The sequence below is a fragment of the Corallococcus sicarius genome, assembly GCF_003611735.1.
GTDB classification, from domain to species: domain Bacteria; phylum Myxococcota; class Myxococcia; order Myxococcales; family Myxococcaceae; genus Corallococcus; species Corallococcus sicarius.
Window position 1 is genome coordinate 1 of the sequence record NZ_RAWG01000449.1, and the last position, 5992, is coordinate 5992.

Annotated in this window: 8 protein-coding genes and 2 tRNA genes; 4 read left to right on the forward strand and 6 right to left on the reverse strand. The window is 67.5% G+C overall.

Annotation, left to right across the window (positions count from 1 at the left end; genetic code table 11):
- Positions 1-732: 732 nt before the first annotated feature.
- The 3 genes from D7X12_RS38320 to D7X12_RS44775 all read right to left on the reverse strand — a co-directional run bounded on the left by D7X12_RS38320 (position 733) and on the right by D7X12_RS44775 (position 2523).
- Positions 733-1206, reverse strand: a complete 474-nt coding sequence (locus D7X12_RS38320; protein ID WP_120630115.1) for an SRPBCC domain-containing protein — start codon at positions 1204-1206, stop codon at positions 733-735.
- Positions 1207-1216: 10 nt separating this feature from the next.
- On the reverse strand, positions 1217-1582 hold the full coding sequence (locus tag D7X12_RS38325; RefSeq protein ID WP_120630116.1) for an ArsR/SmtB family transcription factor: 366 nt from the start codon (positions 1580-1582) through the stop codon (positions 1217-1219).
- A 485-nt stretch (positions 1583-2067) separates the two neighbouring features.
- Entirely contained in the window at positions 2068-2523 is a 456-nt protein-coding gene (locus D7X12_RS44775; protein ID WP_244225033.1) for a transposase, read from the reverse strand.
- Here D7X12_RS44775 and D7X12_RS43570 point away from each other — a divergent pair.
- From D7X12_RS43570 to D7X12_RS38350, 3 genes are all read left to right on the forward strand, one after another.
- Positions 2474-2659, forward strand: coding sequence for a hypothetical protein (locus tag D7X12_RS43570; RefSeq protein WP_167509116.1), 186 nt, complete (start codon positions 2474-2476; stop codon positions 2657-2659). The genes D7X12_RS44775 and D7X12_RS43570 overlap by 50 nt on opposite strands.
- A 350-nt stretch (positions 2660-3009) precedes the next feature.
- Positions 3010-3084 (forward strand) — tRNA-Pro (locus tag D7X12_RS38345).
- A 26-nt stretch (positions 3085-3110) separates the two neighbouring features.
- Positions 3111-3185: transfer RNA gene (locus D7X12_RS38350), tRNA-Asn, on the forward strand.
- An 8-nt stretch (positions 3186-3193) separates the two neighbouring features.
- Here D7X12_RS38350 and D7X12_RS38355 read toward each other — a convergent pair.
- From D7X12_RS38355 to D7X12_RS42650, 3 genes are all read right to left on the reverse strand, one after another.
- Positions 3194-4282 (reverse strand): hypothetical protein, encoded by a 1089-nt coding sequence (locus D7X12_RS38355; RefSeq protein ID WP_147443931.1) that lies wholly within the window; start codon positions 4280-4282, stop codon positions 3194-3196.
- A gap of 108 nt (positions 4283-4390) precedes the next feature.
- Entirely contained in the window at positions 4391-5218 is an 828-nt protein-coding gene (locus D7X12_RS38360) for a hypothetical protein (RefSeq protein ID WP_120630120.1), read from the reverse strand.
- A gap of 9 nt (positions 5219-5227) precedes the next feature.
- Positions 5228-5500, reverse strand: coding sequence for a hypothetical protein (locus tag D7X12_RS42650; RefSeq protein ID WP_147443932.1), 273 nt, complete (start codon positions 5498-5500; stop codon positions 5228-5230).
- 59 nt (positions 5501-5559) lie between these two features.
- On the opposite strand from D7X12_RS42650, the gene D7X12_RS38365 reads away from it, so the two are divergent.
- Positions 5560-5865: a hypothetical protein gene (locus D7X12_RS38365; RefSeq protein WP_120630121.1), complete on the forward strand. Its 306-nt coding sequence runs from the start codon at positions 5560-5562 to the stop codon at positions 5863-5865.
- Positions 5866-5992: the final 127 nt, after the last annotated feature.

The following is a 5992-nucleotide window of genomic DNA, read 5'->3' on the forward strand; positions in this document are numbered from 1 at the left end:
GGCCCTGTTGAGGGGGAGGGAGGGGGCAGAGGGGCCGAGGAGGGCCGCTGACGGGGCCGCCCGAGCGATGCTCCCGGTCGGTGGACAGGCCGCTGGAGCCCCCTTGGGGCACACGCCGGCCCAGGCCGCGCTCCCATCAGGTGCGTGGCAGGAGCCTGGGCCTGTTGGCGCCTCTTGAGCCTCAACACCCCACGGCCTGGGGTGGCCCTCGTGCCGGGGCCCACCTCGCACATGCCGTGGGCAAGCCCAGGTGCTCCAGAATCGCCCGCACCCCGGGGGCCCCCTTCACGGACGCCAAGACCCTTGAGCCTGCCTCCACACCTCACGCAGGCGAACACGTCGAAGTCGAACTTCCTCCTCAGCAACTCGGCGAAAGTCCACTCGCGACGTCCTCTGCTTCATCCGCTCCGTTCTGGCCGCTGCCTGCTTCCCCGCTCTCGCCTCCTCCTCACCTGCTTGGAGGAGCTTCGCCTCGTGGACAGCGAACGGATCGGCGCGCAGGTGATCCGGCTGACCTACGTCCCCGCCTGACACTCCCCGCTTGGAAGCCTGCCGACGCTGGCGCAGGCCTCCTGGCGCGGGAGCTCGGTGGCGCTGATCTCCCTCCTCGTCGCCAGCATCACGGCTCAGGCGTTGGCCCTCGTCTCCGCGATCAGCCCCTGGTTCGCCTGGCTTCACTCTCTCGTCGTCGAGGAGTGAAGAGCCAGGCGGCCGACCGCGGGAACGAGGACTTCATGCCCGTCCTACGCTCGCGCCCAGGGTGACGAGAAGCTCGTCCAGTTGCTGGAACGTCTCGACTAGCGCATCCGCCGCCCCGCCGGCAGCGTCGAGAGCTTCCTTCGAGGGGTAGAGCTCGCTCACGACCAGCAGCGTCTTGCCCCCTTTTTCCTCGAAGGTCACCGTGGTGACGGACTCATTGTCACCACCTTCCTCATTGGTCCAGACGAGGCGCGAGTGCGGTGTCACTTCGGTGTAGCTACCGAAGAACGCCATCCCTTGGCCGAACACCAGACGGTACGTGCCCCCGGTACGAACATCCATCTCGCAGGAAACCAGGGTCATTCCCATCGACTTCGGCACCCACCACTTCTTGAACAGCTCGGGCTTTGTCCACGCCTCGAACACGATGCGTGCCGGACCATTGAAAGTTCGCGTGACGACGGTCTCACGCTCGGACTTCCGTTCCACAGTCGTGCGGTTCTTCATGGGTGTGGGCTCACTCTCTCTTCTTGCGTCCATCGACCTGCTCCTTCCGCTTCAATTCCTCGACAACCTTGTCCAGCTCGTCGAAGCGTGCGTCCCAGAGCTGGCGGTGCCTCTCGAGCCATGCCATCTCTTCCTCCAGTCGGCGCGGGCCGATCTTGCAGGTCCGCACGCGTCCGACCTTCTCCGTGATCACGAGCCCGGCCCGCTCCAGGACACCGACGTGCTTCTTCATGCCCGTGAGGGTCATGTTGAACTTCTCGGCGAGGTCCGTGATCGAGGCCTCCGCACGCCCGAGCTGCTCCAGAACACCGCGTCGGGTGGCGTCGGAGAGCGCGGCGAACGAAGCATCGAGGCCGGCATTTGAACACTGAACCATGTGGTTCAGTGTCTAGCAGGCGGATGGATGGCACGCAAGGGCAGTTCGAGCGCGCGCTGCTTGAACAGCTCGCGGTGGTGCGGACGGGAGCCGCCCGAGCTGTGTGCCAGGCCCGTGTAGGGGGCCGAGCCCCCCATAGGGCACACTGCTGCCCAGGCCGCCCTCCCATCAGGGCGCGGCAAGAGCCTGAGCTGGGCCTGAGGGTTGTCTTGAGCGCCTCAACACCACACTGCCTGGGGTGGCCCTCGCGCCGGGGCTCGCCTCGCACCTGCAGTGGCCAGGCCCAGGTGCTTCACAATCGCGCGCACCCCTCGTGCTCCCTTCACGGACGCCAACACCCTTGAGCCTGCCTCCACACCTCACGCAGGCGAACACGTCGAAGTCGAACGTCCTCCTCAGCCACTCGGCAAAAGTCCACTCGCGGCGTCCTCTGCTTCATCCGCTCCGTTCTGGCCCCTGCCTCCTGCCCCGCTCTCGCCTCCTCCTCACCTGCTTGGGGGACCAGAAATGGCCGCAGTTTGGCGCCTGGAGCGAAGACGCCGTGGAACCTCGTGAGGTTTGCCCGAGGCACCAGGCACCAGGGACGCCACACGTCGTAACAGTTCCAGTCCGGTGAAGAGCAGGTGCGTCGTACCGTCCGGCAGCGGGCGCTTCATGCGGTAGGCAATGCGGCCATCCTCCGCTCGTGACAAACGCTCCAGCACCAGCGCACCGCGTGCCCCGTAGCGGCATCGCCGCTCCAGCCCCTGCCTGTCGTTCGCATGCAGGTGCGTATTGGCGTGCAGGGAGAAGCCCTCCAGGAAGGCGCACCGGGGCTGCTTTCGGGGCGGAAAGGACAACGTCCACCTGGGGAAGCGATGGCTGCAAGTCGTTGGCGCGGTGGGGCTGTGCTTGCTGTTCGTCGGCTGGGGGCTGGCGAGCCTCGCGGGCACGGCCTCCATGGGCCCCGGCAGCCTCCTGCTGATGCCCTGGCACCTGGCACTGTGGGCCGCCATCGTGATGCGTCCGGTCCCGAAGGAGACGGAGATGGGGGATGCCGTTCCCACGGTTCCTCAAGCGCCCGCGCCAGAGCCCTGAACGCGGCCCCAGGAATTGGCGCCTGCCGCGCCGTGCAACCGGCGGCGTACTCGGGCTGATTCGTCAGCGCGCGTGTCAGGACCGCAACTCCACCGCGTCTCTTGGCCACGAAAGGAGCGGTGGCCATGACAAAGCGCGACGAGCAGAACCCGAATCCCCTCCCCGACCTGAACCCCGCTCCGGACAGCCTGGACCTGGAATTGGCAATCGCCTCCTTCCGCGGCAGTCCACCCGGCACCTGACCCAATCCACCCGGTACTCCCGGGACGGGCATGGACAGAGGCCGGGCTCCCGAGGGGGGACCCGGCCTCTGTCATGTCCGGGTCCTCCCTCGACGGCTCACCTCACATCGGGACGTAGCTCAGTCTGGTCAGAGCGCGCGCCTCGGGCGCGCGAGGTCGCTGGTTCGAATCCAGTCGTCCCGACTTCACTCCACCTCACGCAGCATTCTTCCAGGGTAGCTCAATGGCAGAGCACGCGGCTGTTAACCGCGGGGTTGAGGGTTCGAGTCCCTCCCCTGGAGCCAGTTCTTCCTCACTTCGCTGAAGACGCCCGCGAACCACCCCCCGCGTCCTCCGGCGACTGGGGGGCCATGCCCATCCCGAGCGGTGCCGGGCCGGTGTCGTAGTCGTCGCTCGCGTCCATCCCAGACAAATCTTCCCCCTCCTCGTTCCCGTATCCCTCCGCGTCCACCCCTTCCACGGGCGCATGGATCTCCCTGGGTTTGTCGAAGGCGAAGCCAGCGTTCTCCGCGTCCGCCTCATCCGCGCAGCCATAGGGACTCGTGAAGAGGCGCAGCGCCGTCACCTCGTCCCAATGCTTGTCATCATCGAAGACGACCGCATCGGTGACGGTCTCCGAGCTGCCCGGACGCAGGCTGAAGTCCCCCACGGGGGTCTCCTCCAGGAAACGGGCTCCCGCGGTGACGTACGCCCGCAGGCAGCCCGTACCCGACACGCGCCGGGTGGACAGGTTCTTCACCACGTACGTGATGGAGTAGTCGTCCGAGTCCCCCTTCTGGCTCACCCGGACGTTGGACACCGTGAAGTCCTCGGCGTTCGACGCCTCCGGGGCCTTGGGCTCCAGCGTGCCCGCGGGGGCGGGCTGTCCCGTGGGCAGCAACTGGAACAGCTCACTGGTCGCCTTGGGGGCCCCGGACGAACAGTCATACGCGGCGGTGGTGTACAGCAGCACCGTCTGGGCCTGCTTCCAATACACGTCGCTCACGCCCACCTCATCCTCGAACGTGTCACTCGTGCTGCCCTTCACGGTGATACCGCCCAGCTTCATCGCCTTGATGACCAGGCCCTGGTCATCGTGCAATGACAGGCATGCGTCTCCTCGCCCCTGCGCCGTCCCCGGATTGGTGAGCGTGTACGTCACCTTCACCAGGACGCTCTTCCTCGCGAGCCTCACGTCCGAGAAGCGCAGCGGCTTCTTCACCGGTGCGGCCGTCCCCGCGTCCTGGCTTCCCACGTCGCGCACGGCCACCGCGGGCGCGCCCGCGTCGGGGGTGACGGAGGCCGCGGCCTCCTCCTTCTTGCAACCCGGCCACCACGCCACCACGCAGCCCAACGCGAGCACACGCAGGGCCCGTCCGCACCGTCTGGCACTCCGAATCATGGAGATCCCCTCACCGCCGTCCGGTCCGTTCTCGGCTGGGACACGGCTCGGCGCGGCGAAAGTATAGGCGGAAAGGCACGCCCCTCCAGGACACCGTGTGAACTCGGCTCAGCCGCGTCCGGCCCACCAGTCGTGGAAGTGCTGCGGGGACGGCGCAACCTGGGCGGCCCGGCACCAGTCCACGAGGCAAAGTTGATACCGGGCGGCGAGGGCCGCGAGCATGCGGACCACCCCTTCGGAGTCGGCGTGGGTGCCCGTTTGCTGGAGGCCCAGCGCGGTGACGTGTCCGTCGCGCTCGGTGCCGTAGAGCGCCAGCGCTGGGGACAACTGGACCGCGAAGCCGCCCGCGACGAGCCCCGCGACACCTCGGAACGAGAGGCCGTCCTGCCACGCGGCGGCCTCCCCCAGCGCGCCCCGGAGGTCCGCGAGCGTGAGCCGGATGCCCTCCAGGGGGAATGACACACCGCTGCGGATGTGGAGCGCGTCGAACCCGGCCCCCTTGCGATGCCCGGTGTGGATCTGCCGGATGGCCTCAAGCTCCGTCTCGATGGGGGACTGAAGCGCGAGCGCCACGAACTCCACCTGCCGCCAGTCATCCTCGTGGAGTTCCAGCACTTGCCTCCCCAGCTTCGTGGACCCCTCGGCGAGGCCTGGCAGCTCCCCGTTGAGGGTGGGCAGCGAGTAGAGCAGGGCCTTGGGGTCCACCAGGGTCACCTTCACCTCCCGCAGTTCAAGCCGTAGGGCGCCCGTCGCCTGGAACTCCCTGGCCGTCATGGGAGTGGCGGAGACGACCTCGTAGGAGCTGCCTCCCAGCTCCAGCTGCGTCGCGGCCTCGAAGCTCGCGGGGAGGTTCCCGACGGGGAGCTTCACCTCGCCAAGCGGGCGGTTCGTTTCCGCGTCGATGAACGAGACCTGGATGGTGGCGTGTCCTGACATCCGCGCAGTCTACGCGGGCGGCGGGCGGGCCCGCGCCCCCATCACGCGACGTTCCGCTCCCAGTCGTTGCGGTAGCCGTAGCTGCGCGACCAGGAGACGACGACCGACGAGATGCGGTCGTTCCACGAGTGCCAGCGGCAGAACGGCCACCTCGATGGGCAGGTCCGGCAGGAAGCCTTCCTTGGGCTCCTTCTCCAGGTCCTCCGGCTTCGCATCAGCCAACCGGCACGCCGGAAAGTCATTTCGTGACAGCCATGGGTTCTGGGTCGGGAAATGACGCATCTACCCCATTCCCAAAGAGGTTCACACTCACCGAGCAGTCCCCCTCACATGGAGCACACATGCGCACGCTGATGAGATCCCTGCTGAGTGTCTCGGCTGTTCTTTCCCTCGCCCCCTCGATTGCCTTTGCCTATCCGCCGCAGTGCGATGAGACCTGCATGTGGTTGACCTGCGATTCAGGCTGTTACGAGGGGACCTATCGCACCACGTGTGAAGCGGCGGGCTACTGCTTTGAGCCTGCCCCCGGATCACAGGTCACGACCGCCTCCGTGTCGGAAGCAGAGGCCCGTCAGTCCGAGGCCGCCGCGCCTGTCTGCGGCGGCGCGCACCCGGACACCGAGCAGACCGCGTCCGCCGAGAGCTGAGCAGTCCTCTCTTCCAGCGCGGACAGCGAGGCTGGACGATTGAGAAGGCGAAGTGGGCGGATTGCTGCTCCACCGCCTTCTCCAGCAGGGAGAACGGGACTCCGCCCTGTCACCCCCTGCCCCGCAG

Coding starts and splice junctions, on each gene's coding strand:
- D7X12_RS38325 (WP_120630116.1), bottom strand. CDS start 1,582: ATGGTTCAGTGTTCAAATGCCGGCCTCGATGCTTCGTTCGCCGCGCTC.
- D7X12_RS38365 (WP_120630121.1), top strand. CDS start 5,560: ATGCGCACGCTGATGAGATCCCTGCTGAGTGTCTCGGCTGTTCTTTCC.
- D7X12_RS38320 (WP_120630115.1), bottom strand. CDS start 1,206: ATGAAGAACCGCACGACTGTGGAACGGAAGTCCGAGCGTGAGACCGTC.
- D7X12_RS38360 (WP_120630120.1), bottom strand. CDS start 5,218: ATGTCAGGACACGCCACCATCCAGGTCTCGTTCATCGACGCGGAAACG.
- D7X12_RS44775 (WP_244225033.1), bottom strand. CDS start 2,523: ATGGAGGCCGTGCCCGCGAGGCTCGCCAGCCCCCAGCCGACGAACAGC.
- D7X12_RS42650 (WP_147443932.1), bottom strand. CDS start 5,500: ATGCGTCATTTCCCGACCCAGAACCCATGGCTGTCACGAAATGACTTT.
- D7X12_RS38355 (WP_147443931.1), bottom strand. CDS start 4,282: ATGATTCGGAGTGCCAGACGGTGCGGACGGGCCCTGCGTGTGCTCGCG.